Annotated in this window: 14 protein-coding genes and 2 pseudogenes; 7 read left to right on the top strand and 9 right to left on the bottom strand. The window is 42.5% G+C overall.

Going from position 1 to position 22,815, the window contains the following annotated elements:
* Positions 1-207: pseudogene (locus Q4557_RS03665) on the top strand (transposase); the annotation flags it as partial.
* Between the two features lie 351 nt (positions 208-558).
* On the opposite strand, the gene Q4557_RS03660 reads toward Q4557_RS03665, so the two are convergent.
* The 3 genes from Q4557_RS03660 to Q4557_RS03650 form a co-directional block, all read right to left on the bottom strand.
* Positions 559-1,812, bottom strand: coding sequence for an OprD family outer membrane porin (locus tag Q4557_RS03660; protein WP_303410735.1), 1,254 nt, complete (start codon positions 1,810-1,812; stop codon positions 559-561).
* A 46-nt stretch (positions 1,813-1,858) separates the two neighbouring features.
* Positions 1,859-2,212 carry a cytochrome c3 family protein gene (locus Q4557_RS03655; protein ID WP_303410733.1) on the bottom strand — a complete coding sequence of 118 codons (354 nt, stop codon included), beginning with the start codon at positions 2,210-2,212 and terminating at the stop codon, positions 1,859-1,861.
* Positions 2,213-2,282: 70 nt separating this feature from the next.
* Positions 2,283-3,959: an FAD-binding protein gene (locus Q4557_RS03650; RefSeq protein WP_303410731.1), complete on the bottom strand. Its 1,677-nt coding sequence runs from the start codon at positions 3,957-3,959 to the stop codon at positions 2,283-2,285.
* A 421-nt stretch (positions 3,960-4,380) separates the two neighbouring features.
* Here Q4557_RS03650 and Q4557_RS03645 point away from each other — a divergent pair, with 421 nt between their 5' ends.
* Entirely contained in the window at positions 4,381-5,103 is a 723-nt protein-coding gene (locus tag Q4557_RS03645; protein ID WP_303410728.1) for a FadR/GntR family transcriptional regulator, read from the top strand.
* 283 nt (positions 5,104-5,386) lie between these two features.
* Here Q4557_RS03645 and Q4557_RS03640 read toward each other — a convergent pair whose 3' ends face one another.
* The gene (locus Q4557_RS03640) at positions 5,387-7,576 is read right to left on the bottom strand and encodes a malate synthase G (protein WP_303410726.1); all 2,190 of its coding nucleotides are present in this window, start codon (positions 7,574-7,576) and stop codon (positions 5,387-5,389) included.
* Between the two features lie 217 nt (positions 7,577-7,793).
* Positions 7,794-8,744 (bottom strand): LysR family transcriptional regulator, encoded by a 951-nt coding sequence (locus Q4557_RS03635; RefSeq protein WP_102435682.1) that lies wholly within the window; start codon positions 8,742-8,744, stop codon positions 7,794-7,796.
* Between the two features lie 110 nt (positions 8,745-8,854).
* On the opposite strand from Q4557_RS03635, the gene Q4557_RS03630 reads away from it, so the two are divergent.
* Positions 8,855-10,435, top strand: coding sequence for an isocitrate lyase (locus Q4557_RS03630; RefSeq protein WP_303410724.1), 1,581 nt, complete (start codon positions 8,855-8,857; stop codon positions 10,433-10,435).
* A gap of 148 nt (positions 10,436-10,583) precedes the next feature.
* On the opposite strand, the gene Q4557_RS03625 is transcribed toward Q4557_RS03630, so the two are convergent.
* From Q4557_RS03625 to Q4557_RS03610, 4 genes and pseudogenes are all read right to left on the bottom strand, one after another.
* A complete protein-coding gene (locus tag Q4557_RS03625) occupies positions 10,584-11,510 on the bottom strand; it encodes a GGDEF domain-containing protein (RefSeq protein WP_102435678.1) in 927 nt (308 codons plus the stop codon).
* Positions 11,510-12,577 carry a B12-binding domain-containing protein gene (locus Q4557_RS03620; RefSeq protein ID WP_102435676.1) on the bottom strand — a complete coding sequence of 356 codons (1,068 nt, stop codon included), beginning with the start codon at positions 12,575-12,577 and terminating at the stop codon, positions 11,510-11,512. Before Q4557_RS03620 ends, Q4557_RS03625 begins: the two co-directional genes overlap by 1 nt.
* Before the next feature lie 484 nt (positions 12,578-13,061).
* A complete protein-coding gene (locus tag Q4557_RS03615) occupies positions 13,062-14,036 on the bottom strand; it encodes a methylenetetrahydrofolate reductase (RefSeq protein WP_102435674.1) in 975 nt (324 codons plus the stop codon).
* A gap of 240 nt (positions 14,037-14,276) precedes the next feature.
* Positions 14,277-14,414 (bottom strand): annotated as a pseudogene (locus Q4557_RS03610) (type IV pilin protein); the annotation flags it as partial.
* Positions 14,415-14,652: 238 nt separating this feature from the next.
* Here Q4557_RS03610 and Q4557_RS03605 point away from each other — a divergent pair.
* The 4 genes from Q4557_RS03605 to Q4557_RS03590 all read left to right on the top strand — a co-directional run bounded on the left by Q4557_RS03605 (position 14,653) and on the right by Q4557_RS03590 (position 22,740).
* Complete coding sequence (locus Q4557_RS03605) at positions 14,653-16,686, top strand: TonB-dependent copper receptor (RefSeq protein WP_303410723.1); 2,034 nt, start codon at positions 14,653-14,655, stop codon at positions 16,684-16,686.
* A gap of 267 nt (positions 16,687-16,953) precedes the next feature.
* Positions 16,954-18,348: an efflux transporter outer membrane subunit gene (locus tag Q4557_RS03600; RefSeq protein WP_241901130.1), complete on the top strand. Its 1,395-nt coding sequence runs from the start codon at positions 16,954-16,956 to the stop codon at positions 18,346-18,348.
* Entirely contained in the window at positions 18,338-19,600 is a 1,263-nt protein-coding gene (locus Q4557_RS03595; RefSeq protein ID WP_102435672.1) for an efflux RND transporter periplasmic adaptor subunit, read from the top strand. The genes Q4557_RS03600 and Q4557_RS03595 overlap by 11 nt, the downstream gene beginning before the upstream one ends.
* On the top strand, positions 19,597-22,740 hold the full coding sequence (locus tag Q4557_RS03590; RefSeq protein ID WP_303410722.1) for an efflux RND transporter permease subunit: 3,144 nt from the start codon (positions 19,597-19,599) through the stop codon (positions 22,738-22,740). The genes Q4557_RS03595 and Q4557_RS03590 overlap by 4 nt, the downstream gene beginning before the upstream one ends.
* The last annotated feature ends 75 nt before the right edge of the window (positions 22,741-22,815 follow it).

Below are 22,815 nucleotides of genomic sequence, written 5' to 3'. Positions count from 1 at the left end.
AAACGCGGTGCCATAAGCGCGAGTAGCCAGGATATTCTCAATAGATTGAATATTCCTGCTGAAAACTGGTTAAAAATCACTACTGAGTTTGGTGCATTATTTAAAGGAGCTGTAGGGGCGTTACCTGCATTAACTGAATATTGTGAACATTTAGAGCGTAAACGACGACAAGGCGCAGCTAACTGTCAGCGCTGGTTGTGCGCTTAATAAATCATTTCTTAATTTAAAATAACAGCATTTCCCACTTGATTGATATCAAGCTTTTCTGCTGTGTTTGATTTAGTTTATGAGTGAATTTTGGTGATTAATGATGAAATATTCAGTCCTTTGGCAGGAATAATCCCATCAGTAAATGATTGTTGGTGTTAGCAACTTAAAATGAAAAGCGTTATGTTATAACTTCAAAATAATGGGTGGCTATGTATTTTTTATGTATTTTTTTAACAATTTCATATTTTAATTTATACTTATTTAGAAAAGGGTTGGAGCCAGCCAGTCGAGCACTGGCTCCGAGGAGCAAAGCAAGCTTGATGGGGGAGCCTGCTTCTTGATGAAGAGTTACAGCTTAAATTTATAGTAAACGTAGAAGCGAGTATCAGTAAGGTCATCAGCTTCGGCGTAATTGACAATTGCATGTCTAGCGCGAACACTGAGACCATCGACATATTGTGCTAAATCATAGGTAATCGAGAAATCTGTTTCGTCAATATCTGTTGCGCTATTACCATCAACTTGATAATTGGCGTAGTTAACATAAGCGCTGACACCACTTAATACTGAGTCCTCGTTAAATCGATAACCAAGTTGAGCGCCATAAGCTTCTTCTCCAGCTCGAGCTGATTGATGAACTTGTTGAATAATGACTTTGTCGTCACCAAATGGCGCAACTACAAAGCCATCGCCAGTTTTCACGTACTTAACCGTGGCGTCAAAGCCATTCCATTTTGTACCTAAATGGAAGCCGGCTTGGTAGGTGTCAAAATTAGCCTCTGTGGCATCTAGGTTGCCAATTGAGTCTTGCTTTAAATACGATGGCTTAAAGTACCATTCAGTCGCTCCAAACTGCTTACTTATGTCGAATTTGAGGTGATACTGACTGTATACATCTTCCATGGAGTAGTACCACAGGCTTGTTTTAGCTTTAACGACATCAGTTGGAATGGTGTAGTTCGCACCTACAGCAATCATTGGGTTGTCATCAAAGTCAATATTAGCAACATTGTTGCCATTACGTTGCATCTCACCTTTTACTCCGTCAGCAACAGACACGAACTCTTCGTTAGTCCAGCCCATGTAGTCAGTAATGTACAGTGCAGACAGTTTTAGGTTATCGAAAGACGTATTCTCAACACTGACTCCGCGATAAGTAAAAGGTATTGCGCGCAATGGGAATGGATTCATCATCGGCGTACGTAGCTCTTGAGCACCAATTCTGATGTTAGTGTCGTACCAATTACCATTCACAAAGTATTCTTGTAGGCGGTTAACTGATTGACGCTCAGTCACCATACCTGGCGCGCCGCCACCAACTAAACCATAAAGTCCATCATTGGTTTCCCAAATTGGGTTTGCTGAAGCAAACGAGCCGCCAAAGCTAATGCCGTTTGACTCGCCGGAGCGTAAATAGAATAGCCCGCCCAAACTGGTATCACGGCGATCGGTAGCCTCACCATCAAAGTCTCTCTGAAAATCAAATAGCTGGAACTGCCCCTTAAAGCTGCCGTCTTTGAATATATTTTCTAATGGCTCAGCAGCAAAGGCAGGGTTTACTGCCAAACAAGCTGCGACAATAGGTAGTAATTTAGTTTTCATAACTGTAATCCTTGTTATATTTAGATACTTGGTTTTTAACCAAACCTTATGGCGTAACTAAATCAAATCGTAAATGACAACTGCCACAGTAGTTCACAGACTCTTCGTGTTGTTTGTGGCAATAGTTACAGTTAGTTTCTGTACCGAAATGGCGATTTTCATGTGGGTTGGTAATAGGGTGATCAGCCGTTGTTTTAGCTAGCTCCGCAGTGTCATGACACTCGATACACGTCGTCATGCGTACTTCTTCTTTCATGCCACTAATATGGCAGTCTTTACAAACTAAGCCTGCATCTTTATGCGTTGCTTCAAGTAACTGCGAATCCGCAGCGATTGCTCCCGTTGTAAACAAGCTGAAAGCAAGAGATAACACGATTTTGTGAAGTGTTAGTTTTTTCATAGTTTTAGTCCATTATTTCATTTTGAAGGCGCCCAAATATCAGGCATCAACTTTGTTATTCATTAGTGAGTTACAGCTTGGCTACGTACTTACCAGTCAAATAGCCTTCCGTGTAACAACGGCCTAAAGACAAGCCAAATACAGTAAGTGGGTAATCAACACCACCATAGAAACCGCCAGCCATATTGCCGGTAACGAATAAGCCACCAATAGGATTGCCATCCGCATTGAGTGCTTGTTGATTTACGTCAACTAACATGCCTGAGGTGATGGCGGAGATGCGCATACGGCGGTGAATGCCATAGAATGGGGCTTTGAGTACTGGGGCGAGACGATTAGATGGCTTACCAAAATCATCATCTTGGCCTTTTTTGCATAACTCGTTATAACGCTCAACATTGGCTTTAAAGGTTTTTGGATCGCAACCTAATTTGACCGCAAGCTCTTCTAATGTATTTGCTTTGAAAGTATTGACTTGCGATGCATACACGCCTTTCTTTTCAGTTGGGTCTTCTGGCATGTACTTTTTAATTTCTTCAGGTGACCATAATTTGCCAGGCCAGTCTTTGGCGTCAGTCATATAGTTAGAGTCAAAAATCTGCGAGTAGTAGCCAGCGTCTTCTGCGGTGCGCAAGTAGTTATTCATTAGTGACATATCTACCGTTTCGTTGACAAAGCGCTTACCTTGGCGATTGACTGCTAGGAATGGCATGTCACACATAGAGGCAGGTCCTGCATCAAAATCGTGTAGCATTTTGGTATGACCGATTGGCTCAATGACGCCGCCAGCCCAATAAACCATATTGAAACCGTCACCAGTACGATCCATTTGCTTGCGCTCAAAGTGTTTTAAGTCTGGAATGAAGAAATCACACATGGCTTTGTTGTTCTGGTAATCACCTGCAGATACAATCACACCTTTTCTAGCCATAAACTTGTGGTATGAACCGTCACGGTTTTGGGCAATAACACCGATAACTTTGCCAGACGCATCTTGGATTAATTGATTCGCGGGGGTGTTGAAGAAAAATTTAACCCCAGCTTTTTCAGCTGTCTTAGCAAGATCACGCATGCCATCGCCTGTGGTGTAAGGCTTAGGGCCACAGAAAGAAGTCACAAAGTTCAGTTTATATTCTGTGAGGCCACGAATACCATGTTGAGGACCTGTGCCCTGATCGACAATGCTACCACCCCCTTTTTTGGTCCGATCAATGACCCAAGAAACTGCCTCTCCTGAGTTATAGGCCCACTTTCTTAGTAATGCTGGGTTGGCACGGTGTGCACTGTCACTTAATAATCTATTGACTAGTGCTTCTACACCCGCTTTATCACAGTTTTTTATATCAAGGCCGGAACCAGTATTGCCCTGAGAAACCACAATGGCTTGCTTTTGAATTACGGCGACTTTTGCACCACTTTCAGCTGCAGATAAAGCTGCTGGCACACCTGAAGCCCCGGCGCCGACAACTACAACATCAAATGTTTGTGTAGAGGATATTTGGCTATCTTTAATGGCTTTAGGTCTCGGCATGAAATCTAATGTTGCGCCGCCATCGCTACTTTTCGCTAAGTTTTGGTTGTCGACAGTCTCAGCAAATGCACTAGTACCCGTTAAGCCAGCAAATGCTACTGCACCGGTTCCCATAGTCGCGCGGGATAAAAAGCTTCGGCGAGATATACCATTTTGCAGTACATTTTTTGTGTATTGATCCATGACCTTAGTTTCAGGTGATTTATTTTTACTCATTTCATGCTCCTTTGCCCTGCGAACAAGATTGACGCTAATTACCGTTTGTTCTGCTTTAAACTCCGCAAGGTTATCTATTTTCTTGTTATATAAAGTGAGAACGTGGCTGTGTGACGTTGCTCTGCCATCATGCTCTTACAATCATCAAACGTATGACATTTGATTTGTCAAATGTATGATATTTAAAATTGGCTGTACACGGAAAAAGTGCCAAGCTGTAAAAACCATCACATATTTAGTTTTTTTCACGCGGAGTTCACAAAAGTCATCAGTAGTTTAAGGAGTTGCTGCCTGCATGTTGCTTTATTGAAAAATCAGCGCTAGGAGCATTGGGGAAAATAAATGCAGGGAATTAATCGAGAAGCTACAACTAATATACGTATGTGGTAGAATTGTGATCTATCTACTTTGAGGATGTATTTTGACCCCTTTCCAACCTGTCAAACAAGTAAAGGCTTCTGAAGAAGTTTTCAATCAACTAAAGTCGGCTATTTTTAATGGGCAATACCTCACTGGTGAAAAGCTCCCTTCAGAACGCGAACTCATTGAATCTTTTTGTGTTAGTCGAACAGTAGTGAGAGAGTCGATTAAGGCTTTAGAAGCCAGTGGCTTAGTGCAAATTAAGCAAGGCGCTACTGGTGGAGCCTTTGTTAAGGAGCTGACTTTTGAAAGACTGACTTCGGCGACTAAAGATTTGTTCTTTATGAATCAAATGACGTTTAGCGAAATTTGTGAAGCAAGGCTAAACATTGAACCAATGGTTGCTCGCTTGGCTGCAGAAAACTGTACAGAAGAATTCGCTGAAAAGCTCAGGTTAGCCTGCTCGAAGGAAAATGACTCATTGGCATATCCTGAAACGATAATGTTAAGAACCCATGTTCATTATTTACTCGCTGATATGTGTAACAACCGCTATTTGACCGCGATCGTAAAATCTATGATTCAACTAGTTGGAAAAATTACCGAAGAATTTCAACCAAGTACTGATCAGATTCACCCTGCGGGTCTTCATAATGTTATTGTTGAGGCAGTCATTGCTGGTGATGGCGCTAAAGCAGAGCGTGAAATGTATCTTCACCTTAAATATTTTTTAAATATTACTCAAGAAATTGAACAGCAATATAGAGAAAAAACACGTATATAAACTTAAGTTGTTAATTTACATGTCAAGTTGACCTCCATGTGGGCTTAACCAAAACCAACAACATCCATGTTTAACTGCCAGTTCTAATTAACATGGCCACCCACTCCAAGTGGCTGAATATCTAACGATCTCCTTTGCTTTCAATCAGTGGGTGCCGTTAAGGTGAGCGTAGGCTTAATCTCATCCCCCAACTTGAACATTCAAAAAAGCCCTAATCTTTGCAAGATCAGGGCTTATTGATTGAGTGACTACATAAACACAGAGCCAGTATTAACGCTAAAGATTAACCTGCTTTAGCTTGGATCCTGTATGCATGTAACAAAGGCTCTGTATAACCAGAAGGTTGCGATTTACCTTTAAATATAAGGTCGCAAGCCGCTTTAAAGGCTATGCCGTCAAAGTTAGGTGCCATATTAATGTACAGTGGATCGCCTGCATTTTGAGCATCTACCACAGCAGCCATTTTTTTCAGTGCCGCCATCACTTCTTCTTCACTGCATAAGCCATGTTCAAGCCAATTAGCTAAGTATTGCGACGAGATCCGCAAAGTCGCTCTGTCTTCCATTAAACCTACATTATTAATATCAGGCACTTTCGAGCAACCGACGCCTTGGTCAATCCAGCGCACCACATAGCCCAGTATACCCTGAGCATTATTTTCTAGCTCAAAGGTAATTTGTTGCTGGGTTAATGTTGTCGTGTCATCAAGCAATGGAATCGTCAACAAGTCATCGATGCTAGCACGCTTACGATGCTTAAGTTGCTGTTGAACTTCCGCCACATTTATTTGATGATAATGGATAGAATGCAGTACGGCACCATTGGGCGATGGTACCCAAGCCGTGTTTGCCCCCGCTTTTGGGTGAGCCACTTTTTGTTCTAGCATGGCAGCCATTTCATCTGGCATCGGCCACATACCCTTACCAATCTGAGAGCGACCTTGTAAGCCACATTCAAGTCCAATATCGACATTCCAGTCTTCATAAGCCTTAATCCATTTTTGCTGCTTCATCACAGATTTGGGGACAAAGGCGCCCGCTAACATTGAGGTATGGAGTTCGTCACCAGTACGGTCAAGAAAGCCGGTATTAATAAAGACAACGCGCTGTTGCGCGACCCTGATACACTCTTTTAAGTTGAGTGTGGTTCTGCGCTCTTCATCCATAATGCCGACTTTAATGGTATTACGGGGGAGGTTGAGTGCATCTTCTATCTTGGTAAATAAGTCACAAGTAAATTGCACTTCTTCTGGGCCATGCATTTTAGGTTTGACAATATTCACTGATCCTTTGCGGCTATTACTGCGACCATTATTGTTACCTTTAAGGTCATGCATAGCGGCAAGCACAGTGATCATGCCATCCAATATTCCTTCTGGTACTTCATTGCCATGTTTATCTAGTACGGCATCAATCGTCATCAAGTGGCCAACATTACGTACAAAGAGTAAGCTTCTGCCGGGTAACGTTACGGTGTTAGCGTCTGTACTAGCATTAACATTAGCAGCGGTATAAACCCTATCATCATTAAGCTCTCTAAGGATTTGTTTACCATTTTTAGTCAGTGAGGCAGCTAAGTTACCTTGCATCAAACCTAACCAATTGCGATAAACTTCAACTTTGTCTTCAGCATCAACCGCCGCAACAGAGTCTTCGCAATCCATAATGGTGGTAACAGCGGCTTCAACTAACAAGTCTTTTACGCCAGCACTATCGCTGCTGCCAATAACACTGTCTGGATCAATTTGGATCTCAATATGCAAACCATTATTAACCAGCAAAATCGCACTGGGCGCATCTGCACTACCTTGGTAACCGACACACTTTTGTGCTTGGGTTAAGCTTGTGATTGTGCCATCAGTTAACTGCATACGTAGTTGGCCTGCATCAATATAATACCGCGTTACATCAGCATGGCTGCCTTGCACTAATGGGGCTGCGGTATCTAAGTGATGTTTTGCAAATGCGATAACTTTATTGCCCCTTATGGGGTTGTACTGTTTGGTCAGCTCGGCGCCGTCTTGTTGTGATATGGCATCAGTACCATATAGCGCATCATATAAACTGCCCCAACGTGCATTGGCGGCGTTAAGGGCAAAACGTGCATTTTTTACTGGCACAACTAATTGTGGCCCAGCTTGCGCTGCAATTTCATGATCGACATTTTCAGTGCTAATTTGAAAATCGTCACCCTCAGGCACTAGGTAGCCGATTTCGGATAGAAAAGCTTTGTATTGGTCTGGGTTAACGTCTTTAGCTGGGTGCTTTGTATGCCATTGATCAATTTGTTGCTGCAATTGCTGCCTTTTTTCTAACAAGGCCACATTAATGGGAGCAAATTCGGTAATGATGTCCTCAAATTTTGCCCAGAAAGTTGCTGAATCAATGCCTGTACCTGGACAAATGTCACTATCGACCAGTTGCCACAATGCTTGTGCTACTTGTAATCCACCTACTTGAATACGTGCTGTCATGTTTATCCCTACCTTTAATTCCTGTGCGCTGAACTTAAAAACCACTCAAATCTATTATTAATCGTTAATTCGCAGCAAGACTTTACTCTATATCAAATTAAGCTTATTTATCCAATTTATACTTGTTATCACCAATATTCGTCAAATCTATGGTAAATCACCCTTTTTTGGTTAATTTGCAACGTATCAGTAATTAAAAATCAAAATAACAACAAGATTAAACGTCGCCTCTATTTATTTCATCTGCCGTTTTAGTGATTAATTGGCGCATCCATTGATGTGCTGGATTATGTTGAAGCAAGGGGCTCCAAGCCATAGTTAATGCAATGGGTGGAATAATAAATGGCGGCGGAACAATACTCACCCGATCATTATTGTTGTGATGACGAGCCATCTTACTTGGTATGGTTGCGATCAAATCCTGTTGCTCAGCCAACAAACACGCGGCTTGGTAATGGCGAGTAAAAACCGTGATTTGCCGTTTTACGCCAATTCGAGTTAATGCTTCATCCACCCAACCTAAGCGCTGAACATCAGCAGGATCCATCCCTACACCAACGCCCATTCCGGTTTTACTCACCCACACGTGTTTGGCTTGCAAATAACTGTCTAAAGAAAACTTGTGTAAAACTGGATTCGTCTTACTAATCAAGCAGCTGAAGTCGTCATTCCACAAAACTTTCTGGTGAAATGATTGCGGAATAGTGTCGAATCGATTGATCACCATATCGACTCTTCCTTGTTCTACATCAGGGAAACTGACATCACTTGGGGTCATGATGTCTAAAATAATGTTGGGTGCTTGAGTCCGAAGCTTTGCAATTAGCGGAGGTAGTAAGGTCGCTTCAGCATAATCACTAGCCATGACTCGAAAGACTTTGTCACTTTCTTGTGGGTCAAATTTGGCGCGAGGCTGTACGGCTTTTTCTAGCCCGATAATCAAGGTACTGATTATGGGTTGCAACTCTTTAGCACGTTCTGTCGGCGTCATGCCCTGACTGGTGCGAATAAGTAAGGGATCATCAAACAAGGTTCTTAAGCGTTTTAGGCCGTTACTCATTGCAGGCTGGCTAATACCAAGTTGGTCAGCTGCTTTAGTTACATTTCTTTCACGTAGCAAAACATCTAAATAAACAAGGAGGTTCAAGTCGATACGAGATACATTCATAATATGAATACCGAAAATAGTAAGTATAAATTAGACTTATTTAACCAAATCTAACTATTATTTTCAACGTAATCATTTGCCGCTAATCAATTTGTTAAAGGAATATACACATGACTAACTACAGAAGTAATATCGATGAAGCTGCTACCTTGATTAATTCAGAAGGTAGTGCATGGAATGCCATCAACCCAGAATCAGTCGCTCGTATGCGTCTACAGAACCGTTTCCAAACTGGGTTAGACATCGCAAAGTACACTGCTAAGATTATGCGTGAAGACATGGATAACTACGATAAAGATTCATCGCAGTACACTCAGTCTCTAGGTTGCTGGCATGGTTTTATTGGCCAACAAAAAATGATCTCTATTAAAAAGCATCTTTTAACCACCAAACGTCGTTACTTATACCTTTCAGGTTGGATGGTTGCAGCACTGCGCAGTGAGTTTGGCCCATTACCTGACCAATCTATGCATGAAAAGACCTCTGTCGCTGCGTTAATTAAAGAGCTGTACACTTTTCTGCGTCAAGCTGACGCACGTGAATTGGGTGGCCTGTTCAGCCAATTAGATAATGCCAGCGAGTCAGAAAAAGCGGCGATTCAAGACAAAATTAATAACTTCGAAACCCATGTTGTACCGATTATTGCTGATATTGACGCAGGTTTTGGTAACGAAGAAGCCACTTACTTGATGGCAAAGCAGATGATTGAAGCCGGTGCTTGTTGTATTCAATTAGAAAACCAAGTGTCTGATGTTAAACAGTGTGGCCACCAAGACGGTAAAGTGACCGTGCCCCATGTTGAATTTCTAGCGAAAATTAATGCGGTTCGTTATGCCTTTTTAGAATTGGGTATTGATGACGGTGTGATTGTTGCCCGTACCGATTCACTAGGTGCTGGTCTAACACAAAAAATTGCCGTAACCAATGAAGCTGGTGACTTAGGTGATAAATACAATAGTTTCCTTGAAGTGGAAGCGGTTGATGCAGCAACACTTAAAAATGGCGATGTGGTATTCCAACAAGGTGGAAAGTTGGTAAAACCTGCTCGTCTACCCAATGGCTTATTTAAGTTCCGTGCGGGTACGGGTGAAGAGCGTTGTGTACTTGATTGTATTACTTCACTGCAAAATGGTGCTGACTTACTGTGGATTGAAACTGAAAAGCCTCATGTATCTCAAATCGGCGGCATGGTTAACGAAATCCGTAAAGTAATACCAAACGCAAAGCTTGTGTATAACAACTCACCATCGTTTAACTGGACACTTAACTTCCGTCAGCAAGTATTTGATGCAATGCAAGCAGCAGGACAAGATGTTTCAGCTTACAACCGCGATCAATTGATGAGTGTTGATTACGATACAACTGAGCTTGCTATTCAAGCTGATGAAAAAATTCGTACTTTCCAAGCTGATGCTGCACGTGAAGCGGGTATTTTCCATCACCTTATCACGCTACCAACGTATCATACCGCAGCACTATCAACTGATAACTTGGCTAAAGAGTACTTCGGTGACCAAGGCATGTTGGGTTATGTTGCTAATGTTCAACGTAAGGAAATCCGTCAAGGTATTGCCTGTGTTAAACACCAAAACATGGCAGGTTCTGATATGGGTGATGCACATAAAGAGTACTTCTCTGGTGACCAAGCGCTTAAAGCGTCAGGTAAAGACAACACAATGAACCAGTTTTAACGACTCGTTTTACAAACGATAGCAAGTGTTAAACTCGCTATCGTTTACACCAAAAAGCCTGAAGTATCGCTTCAGGCTTTTTTTATATTTTAATTTCCCGAACTAAATCACTTGGGTCAGTCTCTGAAAATAACATGGGCAGCCATGATTAATGGCTTGTTGCCGTTTCAGGGCTTAAGGCAATGTATTTATTTCTGCCACTGTTTTTCGCCATGTAACATGCATCATCTGCTCGTTGAATAAGTTTGTTAATATCTTCGTTTTTATCCCACTGGGTAATGCCGATTGAAAGGGTATTTACTCTGTCCATTGATGCAATTTTGAGCGCTCTGCAATTTTCTAGGATACGGTTAGCTAATGTGAACGAATCAGTTAACGATTGCCCTGTAAGGACAACGACAAACTCTTCTCCTCCAAAGCGAGAAATAACATCTTCAAGCCTAAGGGTCTTTTTAAGCATACTTGCTATCGCCACAAGTAGTTTATCTCCGATATTATGCCCCCAATTATCATTAACCGATTTGAAAAAATCTAAATCAATAAAGAACAGGGTTATCTCCATGTTTTGTCGTTTGGCTAACGACAACCTGGGATTCATGATGTCAAAAAATGCTCGTCGGTTTAGCAAGGATGTCAGCGGGTCTTCACGTGCGATTTTTTCTATGTCTTTGTGGGCTTTAATAAGTTGCCGTTTTTCGCGACGAAGCTGAAAATTGAGTTGCGCCATTAGATTACTAAGACTGCTAATTTCTTCAATTAGCTTTTCATCTTTTAGCTCCAATATTTCAGCAATACAATAGAACGAGGACTCCATTTTACGAAACGAACATAAAAGCCCTTCACCTTTTGTGGTTTTAAGTAGTTGCGGATCTGAGTCAAGGTCTATTATTTGTGTCACTCGAGGGGCACCGACAAAAAATTCATGCCAATTGTTTGTTTCAGATAGAAAAATAGCAAACAGTATGCGAAAGCCCCGGTTGTAACTGATTAATGTGCCATCGTAAGCAAACTCAGCGATAGCCAATACGTGCGAATTTTCTGCGATATCTATTGCAAGTTCACTGGGGATATTCATTAAGCTAACCAGGTGTTGAGCTTTTGAATCGCTTCTTTGTAATCGCTGGTGATGAAATCGGCTTTAAGCACTTCTTGCGGTTCATGGAAAAAAGACAGCGCTTGACCGCCTACAATGGTTTTAATATTTGGGTATAAGGCGTCGATTTCTTGGAGGAGCTCTCGAGCCCTTTTGATATTGTAAGGCATGGTAACGCTGATGATTACGGCTTTAGGTGACTCATTTGTAATATAATCAAGAATGGCATCTTTAGGTGCGTCGGCACCAAGATAGGTTGTATCCCATTCATTTGCTTCTAACGCTGTGGCAACCATCCATGAGCCAATTTGGTGTTGTTCAGATGCCGCGCAAGTTACCAATATCTTTGGTTTAGTTATTTCTGGAAGGTCTAGGTGCATTAGCAGCCCAGTGAGCACACGATTGGTAATGGCTGTGGCTAAATGTTCGGTGGATACTGATACGTCACCATTTTGCCAAAGCAAACCTATTTGATAGAGAGCGGGCTGAGCCTCATTATTAAAAAAACGCTCAAAGTCTTCCCATGTAGTGACTTTATTGAATGCATAGCTGTAGGCGTTACGGTGATCACCTGTAATAATATAGTGGAGAAAGGGGTTATCCATTGCAATAAACTCTTCTTCTCGGTTGCCTTTTATTAGGCTACAGCACTCATCATGGGCCCTAAGCATCCAATCGTATATTTGCACTAATTGTGCAGCCTCAATTGGTGGAATTGTCTTTAAAATCAATTGCTGCCATTTTTCTAGTTCTTCTTTAAAGTAGAGAAATGGCACCCCTTGAGAATGATAAGCCTGATAGACCCAGGGAAGTGCTTTCACTAAAGCGGTTCCATCACGGGATTCAATAACCTGGGAGATAAACCCAAGGTGGTTGCGGTGATTATTGATTAATAAGTCCAGCGAATTGCCATTTAAAAAACGACTTTGCTCGGGCTTTGAAATCCAGCGATTAATTTCTACCAGCATTTCTTCACCGAATTGACAATATGCATTAATGGCATTGTCAGTCACTGTGGCAAGTAGTGTATTGAGTTTTTGGCTATCCATAGTTAGTCCTCAATTGAACAGATACAAATTGAACTTATGCGCGAGGTTAAAAGTCGACAAAACCTAATGCTATTATAGTCATAATAAAGCTCATTGCTGGTTATCATTAAAGCAAAAGTAGTAAAAAATTAGGCAAGTTTAAGTGATGACTGTGCCTTTGTTTGAAATGCGTTGATGAGATAACTGAGGGCCTTTAGCGCCGCAAGTCGGTGTTGGTAAATGCTTCAACTTAGCAAGCACCTTGCTGACTTATAGGCTAACACTTGACCTTTAACCATTACTGCTAATTTACAGTTATCCCCCCATATTTAATTCAACAATAACTGATATTATTGGTTTTTTTCAATATTTAATTGTGGTTTATGTGATTTTTTAGAGTCAATATAAGCGCTTATGGGTAAGCCATTTGTTACTGGCGCTTGACGCTGAAAGCTTGCCTTATGGCGGCTATTAACACCATAGGGCAAGATTTTATCGCTGAGGACTATTTATTTAGCACAAATTGATCAATTTGATTTTGGGCTAAGGCTTGATCCATGGTGCCCTTTAGCAGTTTGTACATCAAAATCGAGGCATCAATCTCAGTTTTACGGTTAGTTAAACTTTCAATATTCAGCCCTAATGGAATATTAAGCGGTATAACCGCGGCTAAAATTTTCAGCAGGTTACTGTGATTAATCTTAATTGACTCATACAGAGGATCTTCTGCCGACAAAATACGCTGGCTGGTAGCTTCGGGTACCGACACACCTAACCAGTTGATAAATTCTAAGGTTTTAGCACTGCCGCAAGGTGAAAATGTCAGGATGATGCGATTAGGCTTGATATTGTTTAACGCACATTCTTTGGCGTAGCTGGTTAACATATCAATGGTTGCTTGGGCGTTATACACCGCCTGAGTGATGTAGTATTCACAGCCTTGGTTTGATTTACCTAACAGGCGAATATGTTCATTTTTTTTACTTAAATGGCGCTCTGCAATGGCCACGCCACCAAGGTAGAACGCTTGAGAGTGTGCCGCTAATACGCGGTAAGCGTCATTTAATGGTAATGAACTTGCAACCTGAGTCGATGGCGATCCCACTAATACCAAGTCTCTGACATTATTTTGATACCAAGCGCGGGACAACCACTCACTAAAGCCCTGTTCATCAAGACCGGCAACGCTCTTATAAGCAATAACTGGCTTGCCTGACTTTTGATTGATTAGCTGAGCGTAAGTACCAGAGTCATGAGTGGCTTTAAAGGGAAAAGGCCTTGGGGTATCAATGCGGCTGGTTTCATCCTGAATATCGTAGATGATCAAACCATCAAAGTTTATCTCATCAAGGCGAGCTAACAATTTATCAGCGATAATACTGACCGATTCAAAATCAGTATCGATTTTTGGTGGGGTTGTACCAATAAAATAGATCCCACGGTGATGATCGGATGAACGCTGTTTTAATGATTTTTTCATGTTTAGCCGTCTAGATGGATATTATCTCCATTGTGTCTTAAATTTTGACCCTTGTTAAGGCCGAAAAAGGGTATTTTTTGAAATAATTAATAACCACTTAAATTAGTCGGCGATAAGTTTTAACTCAGATGATTTTATCTGTCTGTGGGTTTGAATATAGAGCAAGCAGAGTCACATTTCCCCTATTAGTTGTGGTTAATGTACTTGGCTGAGGAGGTGACTTTATTGAGTTATCGCTGCGCCGTTTAATGCCGCAATTCTGGCATCGGTTGATAAATTGATGAATTTAGGTGCGGCAGTAACCGCTAGAATGGCAAGAATAATGATAACGACTACGAGCTCAATTAAGGTAAAACCCTTATTATGGTTAAGCGCCATGGCTCAAAAATCCATTTATTCAGTTTATTATTTGGCAGCGATGTTATTTCAAATGGGCTGCTACCCCTACTTATCTACTTGAATAAAAGGTTTTTTATTTATAAGAGTTTAGTATTTTTGACCTCCCTTTAATGAGCCTGTGACATAGTGTCGCAGTTTGTTGGTTTTAAGTTGAAACCTGTTCTGGTTAATTTATAAATGTCCGCACAAATATTATAGGTTTGTCATAGGACTGTTTATGTACCACTCTAAATTGATGATTTCTATCGCTGTCGCTTTAGGTTTTTTACCCACTTCCTTCGTTCAAGCCACTGAGGCTAATCCCACAGACACTCAGGCTGTTGAAACCACCCAAGAAAAAAAACACAAGCAGCACTGCGATAATAAAAGCTGTGATGACTACCTTGTGGTGACAGGGGAGTTAATGCGCGATCCTGCCAAAGTTGTCACCGATCCCAAAAAGCCCAGATTACCGCTGCCCGCTTATGACGGTGCAGGTTACTTAAAAACCATCCCCGGTTTTAGTATCGCCAGAAAAGGCGGCGCAGGTGGCGACCCTTCTTTAAGAGGCATGGGCGGTTCACGCATCAGTATTGTTGATGATGGCCAGCATGTTTATGGCACCTGTGGCGGACGTATGGATCCGCCAACAGCTTATATTTATCCAGAAGCCTATGATGCCATTACAGTGATTAAAGGCCCACAAACAGTAAAATATGGCCCAGTAGGTTCCGCAGGGACGGTATTATTTGAAAAAGATCGCCATAGCTTTAGTGAGAAAAGCCTTGAAGGTCGCGCCAGCGTAACCGGTGGCAGTTTTGGCCGTGAAGATTACTTAGTCGAAATAAAAGCAGGTACTGAAACCCATTACATTGATTTTGATGCTAATAAGTCTAAAAGCGATCATTATCAAGACGGTGATGGCACCACCATTCAATCCCTTTATGACCGTAATAATTACAATTTTGCTTTAGGTTGGACCCCCGACGAGTCAACCGTGGTTGAGCTTGCTTATGGCAGCTCAAGCGGTGAGGCTGAGTACGCTGACAGAACCAATAAAGCTCGTGTGATCGATAATGAAAATGTCACCTTTCTGCTGCAAAAGGATGTTGATTTTTACTGGCTGAATAATATTGATTTTCAGTTATATAGTAATGAAAACGATCACGTTATGGATCAGTTTGACCGCGGCGTAAATGCAGGCACTAATGTCAGACGAAAAACCGCAGGTGGTCATTTATGGTTTGATATTTCAGCCAATGAAAAATGGGAAACCATTGTCGGGCTTGACTATATGGACAGTAAGCACAAAGGACGCAGCATCAATCAAGCAGAAGATAATGGCCTAGATGATTTATTAGCAAAACCCTTTATGCAGGACATGGCTTATATCAATACCGGCTTATTTGTTGAATCAAGTTATCAGCTTAACCAAGGTAAAATCTTGACGGGGCTAAGAATGGATCAATGGCAAACCAGTTTATATGTGGCCCAGCAAGGCAGCCGTGATGATGACTTATTCAGTGGCTTTGTTCGCTACGAGTTTGAGACTGATAAAAGCCAATATTATATTGGCGGCGGCCATGCCCAACGTATTCCTGACTATTGGGAGTTCATGAAGGCAGACAATAATGATTTGTCACTTAAGGCATTTGATTTAGATGCTGAAAAAACCACCCAGCTTGATGTTGGCTGGATTTATCAAGACGATATTGAAATATCCACGGCGTTTTATTACGGCAAAGTGGCAGACTACATCTTAATTGATGCTAATACTGCCAAGACCGCAGCTTACAATATTGATGCAACGATTTGGGGCGGCGAATTAGGCCTGCTATATCCATTTACTGATCAATGGTCGGCGCAAACCACCGTCAGTTATAGCCATGGTGAGAATGACACTGACAATACACCACTAGGGCAAATATCCCCTTTAGAGGGTCGTATTTCAGTGAATTATGAAGCTGAAAATTGGACCGCTGGGTTATTTTGGCGGATGGTTGCGGCGCAAGATAGAGTCGCAATTGGTCAAGGTAATATCTCAGGACAAGATCTGGCTGAAAGCAGTGGTTTTGGCACATTGGCCATCAATGGCTCTTGGAAGCATGATGATATTTTAGTGAGTTTTGGTATTGAGAACTTATTTGATATTACCTATGCCGAACATGTTAGTCGCTCTGGAGCGGGTAATGACATTCCTGGTAGTTCACCACTATTTCAAGTTAATGAGCCGGGTCGAACCGCTTGGGTAAAACTTGATTACAATTTTTAATAAAAACCGGCAGGCTTGTTACATTTAATAAGCCTGCATCATTGCCCACTTTGGGTGAAACCTCTGCTTTAATGCCTGATACAGCCGCCGACAAACTTGTCCCTAGCTGCAATACATTGCTTTTACTCACATAACCTATGTAAAGCTATGCAAAGTTACCCTTTGGCAGTTTTCTTTATAAAGTGATCTAATTAAAATCAATCACGTAACATCTAAATAATATTAAATCATATTAAATAATAATAAACGAAAATGGATTTCCAGTTAATGAAAACACGCTATACGCTAGTGGCGGTTGCAACTTCGCTATTCATTTTATCTGCCTGCAGCAGTTCATCCTATCTTGACGAGTCTTTGGTTAAACCTGAGCTGCCTGCGTCGTGGCATACCGACGCCAAATCATTAAAAGACAATCAAAGTTGGGTAACACCAATCGCTACCGATCAGTTATTAGAACTTATCAGTATTGGCCTGAACACCAACCAGCAGTTAATTCAGTTAGCTCTTGAAGTCGAGGTTAACAAGCAGCAGCTTAATGTCAGTGATGCCAGCTTTTGGCCAGAGTTAAGCTTATCGGCTAATAGTGCTAGAGGGGGAAATAGTGATGCAACGTCTAGCTCCAATAGTCTTAGTCTTGATGTTAGCTATGAGCTAGATATTTGGGGCAAGTTATCCGATAGCGCTAAAGCCTCAAAACTGAATTTACTCACTGCTGAGGCCAATTATCAGCAAGCAAGGGATGCACTGGTTGCTGATGTGGTGATTGCCTACTACAAGGTAGTGACCTCAACAGAGCTCGTTAAGCTATTTGAGCGTCGCACCGAAAATGCCAAACTTAATTTTGACATCATTGAGTCGGGTTACCTGCAAGGGTTAAACACCGCGCTGGATGTGTATTTAACTCAAAATGAGTTTCACAGTGAAAACTCAAACCTGTTGGCACAGCGCAGTCAGCGCAATAAAGATATTAGAACCTTAGAGCGCTTATTAGGCGGCTATCCAGCAGGTAAATTACTGATAGATGAAACACTGCCGCTATTGCCACAAGGGATTAAAATTGGCGTCCCCAGCGAGCTCGTTAAACGTAAACCACAACTGCAAGCCGCTTGGTATCAGTTGCTCGCTCAAGATGCCGTCGTGGCCTTTACTCAAAAGCAGCGTTATCCAGCCTTACGTTTAGGGGCTGATATTGGCACCGCCAGTAATGATATTGCTAACTTATTAAGTGGTGATTACAGTTCATGGTCAGTATTTGCCGGTATTACCGCACCGATTTTTAACGCCGGTCGCTTAAAGTCACAAACCGAGCAGCAAAAGCTGAAATTAAAGCAGCAAGAGCAGCAGTATTTAAATACTTTGTTTAGTGCCTTTGAGCTAGTTGAAAACAACCTTGATCTTGATGCCAGTTTGCAGCAGCAATATCGCTCAACTTTACAAGCGCAAGACAATGCCCTCCAAGCTGAAACCCTATCATTTGAGCAATACCAAATCGGCCTTGTCAGCTATACCACAGTACTGGATGCCCAAAATCGTGCCTTTGTGGCCCAAAGTTCGGTTATCAGCTTAAAAAACCAAATCATTGCCAACCGTATCGGATTACACCTTGCTTTAGGTGGCGATTTAGATGCCAGTGTGACAGAAGAAGAAAAATATGATGAATAAGAAATACCTGATCCCAGTAAGCATTGTTGCGGTTGCGGTTGCCACTATTATGGTGATTACCTCAAACCCACCTACCACTAAGCGTGGCAAACCGATGGCTGTAGCTGCCATGTCGGTTGAAACTCAGGTGCTTAAGCCGCAAGATTATCAAATTCAGGTGAGCAGTTTTGGGGTGGTAAAACCGCGCACCCAAAGCTCGTTAGTGACGCAGGCTTCAGGTCAAATTCTATCTATTAGCCCCAACTTTCGTGAAGGTGGTTTTTTTGAAACTGGCGAAGTGTTAGTTGAGCTTGATGATAGAGATTATCAAGCTGAAGTTAAAATTGCTGAAGCTGGGTTAATGTTGGCTAGGCAACAATTATTAGAAGAACAAGCACGTACTAATCAAGCCTTAGCAGATTGGCAGCGCCTGAGTAATGGCCGCGAGCCGACATCGCTGGTGTTGCGTGAGCCGCAATTAGCTGCAGCGCGAGCGGCAATGCTATCTAACCAAGCGAAACTTGAACAAGCCAACTTGGCCTTGGAACGTACCCAAGTTGTTGCCCCCTTTTCTGGGCGAATTTTAGAAAAACATGTTGATGTAGGCCGGGTGGTTTCGACCAATAGTCAGCTGGCAACGATTTACGCCACCGATTATGTGGAAATACGTTTACCAATCAATAACAGTGATTTAGCACTGGTAGAACTACCTGAGCAAGGTAAGTCTGTGGTGGCTAAAGTGAGTTTTGAGTCTGACTTAATAGGCCTGCAAAAATGGGAAGGGCAGTTGATTCGCACCGAAGGTGCAATCGATAGTAACTCGCAGCAGTTGTATGTGGTGGCGCAAATTGATGATCCATTTGATTATCAAGCTAATCAGCAAATGCCACTGAAAATTGGTCAATACCTGACAGCCAATATTGCCGGTAAAAAGCTGAGCCAAGCGATCGTAATCCCGACTAAAGCAATCTATCAAGGTAGCTATGTGTATGTGGTTAATGATGGCAAGTTATTACGCAGAGAAGTGACCATTAGATGGCAAAACAGCCAAGATTCGGTAGTTAGAACAGGTTTGAAAAGTGGCGATGAACTGGTTATTACCTCCCTTGGACAAGTGAGTTCAGGCACCCCTGTCACTGTTGTTGGCGCAACGAATAAAGTTAAACCACAGCGAGGCCCAAGAGGTGAGGGCAGAGCCGATGGCAAGTCTCGCAGTAAGCCTGATGGCGAGCGTAAAACCAAACCTGCTAGTAAAGAGGAGTCACAGCCATGATTGCTTGGTTTGCTAAAAATCACGTAGCGGCCAATTTATTAATGTTGTTGCTGCTGGTATTAGGTTTAGGTTCACTGTCAACGCAGATCCCACTTGAAGTGTTTCCGACAGTTGAGTCTGAAAGGATCTCTGTTCGAGTATCGCTTCGTGGCGCGACCCCTGAAGATGTTGAAAAGGGGGTAACAATTCGTATTGAAGAGGCGGTGCAAGACCTTGAAGGTATAGAAAAAATCACTTCTAGCTCTTCAGAGGCATCATCGCAGGTCACCATTGAAGTTGACAGTGGTTACGACCCCCGAGAAATGCTAGCGGACATTAAAAGCCGCGTCGATGCCATTAACACCTTTCCGGTTGATGCCGAAAAACCTGTCATTGCCCTTGCCCAGCGTAAGCGTGAAGTCATCGCAGTAACGGTAACCGGCAAATATAGCGAAAAAGAAACCATCGAGTTTGCTGAAGTGGTGCGCGATGAATTGTTGCGCCTAGAGGGTGTCACCCAACTAGATTTAAGCGGGGTGCGTAACTATGAAGTGTCATTAGCCTTATCGCAAAACAAATTACGCCAGTACAACTTAACTCTGAGTGAAGTATCACGGGCGATTAATGCCTCTAGTACTGATATCTCTGCGGGTAATTTAAAAACTCAGGGTGGCGACATTTTACTGCGCTCTAAAGGCCAAGCTTATTACAAAGATGAGTTTGCCAATATTGCCATTAAATCTGCCGCTGACGGCACCATTATTCGTTTAGGCGATATTGCAAATGTGGTTGATGGCTTTGAAGAAACCCCTGTAAGAACTCGCTTTAATGGTCAACAAGCAGCATTTATCGATGTGTATCGTATTGGTCAGCAAAGCGCGATTGATGTGGCTGATAAAGTGAAAGACTACATTGATTCTCGTCAGGCAACCTTGCCTGAAGGCTATGGCCTTAGCTATTGGGATGACGATTCTGAAATCGTTAAAAACCGTATTGCTACCCTAACAGGCAGTGCGCTGCAGGGCGGCATACTTGTGTTGCTATTACTGACATTGTTTTTACGTCCTTCAATCGCCATATGGGTATTTATTGGTATTCCAGTTTCGTTTATGGGCGCATTCATTGTGATGCCATTTTTTGATGTGTCGTTAAACGTCATCAGCCTGTTTGGTTTTATCTTGGTATTGGGGATTGTGGTCGATGACGCCATTGTCACTGGCGAGAATATTTACACCCACCTTAAGACTGCGCCCAATGGCGAGCAAGCGGCGATTCTTGGTACCCAAGAAGTGGCCGCGCCAGTGACCTTTGGCATCTTAACCACAGTGACCGCTTTCTTACCTATGTTGTTTATCGAAGGCACTCGCGGGGCGATATTTGGTCAAATTGCGATAGTGGTGATCCCAGTATTATTGTTTTCGTTAATCGAATCTAAGTTTGTGCTACCCGCTCACCTTAAATATATTAAGATGCGCAGCGAGAAGGAAAATTATAATAAGTTTGAGATTTTTCAGCAAAAGTTTGCTGATGGATTTGAACGAGCAATCATTCAGTTCTATCAACCATTTTTACGCATAGCGCTAAAGCATAAAACCGCCACCTTGAGCTTATTTCTCAGTGTGTTGTTAGTGATAGCGGCACTGTTGGCCACGGGGTGGACTAAGTTTACCTTCTTCCCGCGCATTCCCAGTGAAACCGTCAGGCTTAACTTGACCATGCCAGCGGGTACCCCATTTGAAGTGACCAATGGCCATATCATTAGCATTGCTGCAAAAGCGGAGGCGCTGCAAGAAAAGTATCGTGATGAAGAAACCGGTGAAAGCGTGATCATTAATATTTTGGCCACAACGGGTGGTCGCGGCGGTAGCTCAAATGCAGGTGGGGTTCGTTTTGAAATAACCCCAGCAGAGAAGCGTGAATCAGATATTACCTCTAGGCAACTATTAACTGAATGGCGTAAAAGTGTTGGTGAAATTCCTGGGGCTGAGTCAGTGACTTACCGCGCTGAAATTGGCCGAAGCTCTGATCCTATTGATGTGCAGCTCAGTGCAAACTCCCTTGATACCTTACGTGAGATTGCCGATCAGGTTAAACAGCATTTAAAAACTTACCCGACAGTATTTGATATTGCCGACAGTTTATCTAACGGTAAAGAAGAGCTGCTAATTGAGTTAACCGAGCAAGGTAAAGCGCTAGGGCTCACTCGACAGGAAGTATCAAGTCAAATAAGAAGCTTTTATTTTGGCTCAGAAGTGCAGCGCATCCAGCGTGGCCGTGATGATGTGCGAGTAATGCTGCGCTTGCCGCTAGATGAACGTCAGTCATTAGATGACCTTAAAAAGGTCCTGATTACCACCAGTCAGGGCGCGCAAGTGCCGCTTGGTCATGTGGCTAAAATGACCTCAGGTAAGAGCCCATCAAGTATTCAACGCATCGATCGTTATCGGGTGTTAAATGTCACTGCCGACGTGGATAAAGACAATACCAATATGACTGTGTTGCAAGCAGATCTTAAGGTGTACCTTGATGGTTTAGTGCAGCAATACCCTGGAGTAAGGCACTCACTTGAAGGCGAAGCTCGTGAACAGCGAGACAGCTTTGGGTCGTTGCAATGGGGCTTAGTGTTTGTGTTGTTTATGATTTATAGCCTACTCGCAATTCCGTTTAAGTCTTACATTCAGCCATTAATTGTGATGAGCGTGATCCCCTTTGGCTTAATTGGCGCAGTACTAGGTCATTGGTTAATGGGCTCGCCACTGACCATTTTCAGTATATTGGGGATGTTGGCGCTAGTGGGCGTTGTGGTCAATGACTCGCTAGTGCTGGTAGACTTTATTAATAAAAAACGTGCAGATGGAATGGCATTAGCGGAGGCGGTATTAACCGCAGGTGCAAAACGTTTTAGACCGGTTATGCTCACCAGTTTGACCACGTTTATCGGCCTAATGCCGCTATTATTAGAGAAGTCGACCCAAGCGCAGTTCTTAATTCCAATGGCGATATCATTGGGCTTTGGGATTATCTTTGCCACCTTTATCACCTTGATTTTGGTTCCGGTAAATTACCTTGTGGTTGAGCGCTTAAAGGGCAATAAAGTTGATAATGCCAGTCTAGATCAAGAGTTTGAAAATAGCTTTGGCGCTGCTAAGGTTAAGGTATAGCTCAGGTTATAATTCAGTGGCGATTTTAATCGCAAAATATAGCGTTGCCAGTAATGAAATGCCCTGCTGGCGACG

The organism is Shewanella sp. 5_MG-2023 (assembly GCF_030547465.1).
In the GTDB taxonomy this organism is placed as follows: domain Bacteria; phylum Pseudomonadota; class Gammaproteobacteria; order Enterobacterales; family Shewanellaceae; genus Shewanella.
Note: the sequence above shows the minus strand (reverse complement) of the source record. Positions and strands in the feature narration are given on the sequence as shown.

What these genes read in the sequence shown, in the direction of transcription:
- Q4557_RS03590 (WP_303410722.1), top strand. Translation starts at nt 19,597, where the DNA reads ATGATTGCTTGGTTTGCTAAAAATCACGTAGCGGCCAATTTATTAATG.
- Q4557_RS03625 (WP_102435678.1), bottom strand. Translation starts at nt 11,510, where the DNA reads ATGAATATCCCCAGTGAACTTGCAATAGATATCGCAGAAAATTCGCAC.
- Q4557_RS03605 (WP_303410723.1), top strand. Translation starts at nt 14,653, where the DNA reads ATGTACCACTCTAAATTGATGATTTCTATCGCTGTCGCTTTAGGTTTT.
- Q4557_RS03595 (WP_102435672.1), top strand. Translation starts at nt 18,338, where the DNA reads ATGATGAATAAGAAATACCTGATCCCAGTAAGCATTGTTGCGGTTGCG.
- Q4557_RS03655 (WP_303410733.1), bottom strand. Translation starts at nt 2,212, where the DNA reads ATGAAAAAACTAACACTTCACAAAATCGTGTTATCTCTTGCTTTCAGC.
- Q4557_RS03615 (WP_102435674.1), bottom strand. Translation starts at nt 14,036, where the DNA reads ATGAAAAAATCATTAAAACAGCGTTCATCCGATCATCACCGTGGGATC.
- Q4557_RS03660 (WP_303410735.1), bottom strand. Translation starts at nt 1,812, where the DNA reads ATGAAAACTAAATTACTACCTATTGTCGCAGCTTGTTTGGCAGTAAAC.
- Q4557_RS03620 (WP_102435676.1), bottom strand. Translation starts at nt 12,577, where the DNA reads ATGGATAGCCAAAAACTCAATACACTACTTGCCACAGTGACTGACAAT.
- Q4557_RS03630 (WP_303410724.1), top strand. Translation starts at nt 8,855, where the DNA reads ATGACTAACTACAGAAGTAATATCGATGAAGCTGCTACCTTGATTAAT.
- Q4557_RS03600 (WP_241901130.1), top strand. Translation starts at nt 16,954, where the DNA reads ATGAAAACACGCTATACGCTAGTGGCGGTTGCAACTTCGCTATTCATT.
- Q4557_RS03635 (WP_102435682.1), bottom strand. Translation starts at nt 8,744, where the DNA reads ATGAATGTATCTCGTATCGACTTGAACCTCCTTGTTTATTTAGATGTT.
- Q4557_RS03640 (WP_303410726.1), bottom strand. Translation starts at nt 7,576, where the DNA reads ATGACAGCACGTATTCAAGTAGGTGGATTACAAGTAGCACAAGCATTG.
- Q4557_RS03650 (WP_303410731.1), bottom strand. Translation starts at nt 3,959, where the DNA reads ATGAGTAAAAATAAATCACCTGAAACTAAGGTCATGGATCAATACACA.